The 1,918-nt window shown below is 72.3% G+C and carries 1 protein-coding gene and 1 pseudogene; both read left to right on the top strand.

Translation table 11 applies throughout. The annotated features are described in order from the left end of the window. Positions 1–441: pseudogene (locus N864_RS21900) on the top strand (DUF6596 domain-containing protein); the annotation flags it as partial. Further along, positions 438–1,550 carry a GTP pyrophosphokinase gene (locus N864_RS21895; protein WP_034722497.1) on the top strand — a complete coding sequence of 371 codons (1,113 nt, stop codon included), beginning with the start codon at positions 438–440 and terminating at the stop codon, positions 1,548–1,550. The pseudogene N864_RS21900 and the gene N864_RS21895, both read left to right, overlap by 4 nt. Positions 1,551–1,918 lie beyond the last annotated feature (368 nt).

Genomic DNA, 1,918 nt, shown 5'->3' with positions numbered 1-1,918 from the left:
CGGTTGGTGGCCTCTCGACGGGAGGAGGGCGTGGGGCGGTTCACCCTCGAGGCGGCGATCTCGGGCCCGCACTCCGTCGCGCCGTCCTTCGCCGAGACCGACTGGGACGCCGTCGTCACGCTCTACGGCGCCCTCGCGCAGGTCTGGCGCTCCCCCTCCGTCACCGTGGCGCACCTGGCCGCCCGGATGCACCGGGCCCTCGCCGACGGTGACGCCCCCGAGCTGCGCCACGTCGAGAACGAGCTGCTCGAGCTGGAAGCAAGCGCAGCGGCATACGCCCGTCGTGACGCGAGGCTCGCCCTCGCCGACCTCGCGTGGCGAACTGGACTGCGGGAGCAGGCCGCCCAGCGCTACCGCGCCCTCGCTGACGAGCTGACCGCCGAACCGCTGCGGCGGTTCTGTCAGCGCCGTGCGGGTGACCCGGCAGGATGGGGGGCATGACACGTGCCAGCTCCCGCGAGCGCCGCGGCGCCATCCGACGCGCCGCCGCCGCCTACGCCGCGCGGCGCCCGGGCCTGGAGGTCGCGACCGGCCTGTTCGTCGAGATGATCACGGACCTGCTCGATGACGCCGGCATCAACTACCTCACCGTGACCGGACGGACCAAGACGGTCGAGTCATATGTCGGCAAGGCCGAGCGGATCCTGCGGGCGCAGCCGCACCGCAGCGACCTCGACGCGCTCATTCGCGAGGAGATCACCGACGAGATCGGGGTGCGGGTCATCACGTACGTCCTCGGCGACGTCTCGGCCGTGGCCGACCTGCTGCGCCAGGAGTTCGCCGTCCTCGACGACCGCGACCTCGGCCTCGAGACGGCGCGGGCGGGGCGGTTCGGCTACTCGAGCCGCCACCTGCTCGTCGCGGTGGACGCGAGCCGCAGCATCCCGGCCAGCTATGAGCCGGTCCGGCGACTGACCGCGTCGGTGCAGGTGCGCACGGTGCTGCAGCACGCGTGGGCCGAGTTCGAGCACGACATCCGCTACAAGGGGACGGTGCCCGACGAGTACGCCTCCGACCTCGACCGACGGTTCACCCTCGCGGCCGGGCTGCTCGACCTCGCCGACCGCGAGTTCGCCGCGATCCGGGACCGGCTCCAGCTCGCCCTGCCCGAGGAGCCCACCGAGGACGAGGACGATGCGGAGGAGGCGGCCGAGGTGAGCGAGGCCGTCGCGGGGCTCGAGGGAGTGACTCGGCGCACCGGCCCGCGGATCGGCGCGCAGGACCTCGCGAAGTTCCTGGCCACGACGTACACCGATGCCGGCTGGTCCCGGGGCGACCACTACGACTGGATCGCCGGCCTGCTCGCCGACCTCGGCATCGGCGCCGTGGAGCAGCTCGAGCAGGTGCTCGGGGGCGTGGACGAGTCGCAGGTCAGCAGCCGGATGGGCTACAAGTACCCGCCCGGGGCGGTGCGGCGTCTCGACGACGCCCTCCTCGCGGTCTACGGGGAGGACTACATCACGCTGCCCGGCAACGCCCACCGCGTCGCGTCGCTCGAGGCGCGGCTCGCTCGCCTCCGGGGCGACACGGGGAGCACCGCGTCGGCCTGATTCGACGCCGGCGCCGACGCATGCGATGCTTCAGCGACGTCTTGTCCACTCCCGGTTACGGATTCGCGCTCTGCGGCTGTAGAACCGGTCGAATCCACAGGATGCGGCGCGTTACCCACAGGCGCGTTACCCAAACGTGACATCCGTAGAAACCTTCGTTAGTGTGATGCCCGCCGGTTCGCTCCTGAGCCGGTGCCGAGGGTGGTCCGCCGAGTCCTGCCAGCCGCCCAAGGCCCCTCGATGTCCCTTCTGGCAGGAGTGGGGGAACCATCTCCCGGGCGCTTCGGCGCCCTCGGGGTGAAGCCCTCGCAGTGAGCACAGCACGCGCTCGCAGCGCGGGCCGGGCAGCACCTCCGCCCGAACCCGAC

It is taken from the genome of Intrasporangium chromatireducens Q5-1, assembly GCF_000576575.1.
Lineage (GTDB): Bacteria > Actinomycetota > Actinomycetes > Actinomycetales > Dermatophilaceae > Intrasporangium_A > Intrasporangium_A chromatireducens.
Note: the sequence above shows the minus strand (reverse complement) of the source record. Positions and strands in the feature narration are given on the sequence as shown.